1 pseudogene is annotated in these 323 nt (G+C 70.9%); it reads right to left on the reverse strand.

The annotated features are described in order from the left end of the window. A pseudogene (locus Q1A87_RS23910) lies at positions 1-323 on the reverse strand (hypothetical protein); the annotation flags it as partial.

Below are 323 nucleotides of genomic sequence, written 5' to 3' on the forward strand. Positions count from 1 at the left end.
GCGGTGTCGGTCTCCGCAAGTGCCGGATCGGCGGTGACATCGGATGCGGGCGCTTCCGGCTCGGTCGATTCCGATTGTGCCACCGTCTCGGGCGCCGGCTCGGTTTCGGTCGGCTCCTCGGCCATCAGCGGCTGCGCGGCATCACCCTCGGCGGGCTCGGTGCTCGCTTGGTCGGTCTCGGACGCCTCTGATGCAGCACCGGCCTCCTGGAAGGTCACCGTCGGCTCGCCGGACTGGACGAACTCCACCTGCGGCTCGCCGGACGTGGTGACGTCGACCTGCGGATCGGCCTGCTCGAACCGGACCGTCGGCTCGGACCGCTC

Source organism: uncultured Jannaschia sp., from assembly GCF_947494055.1.
Classification (GTDB): Bacteria; Pseudomonadota; Alphaproteobacteria; order Rhodobacterales; family Rhodobacteraceae; genus Jannaschia.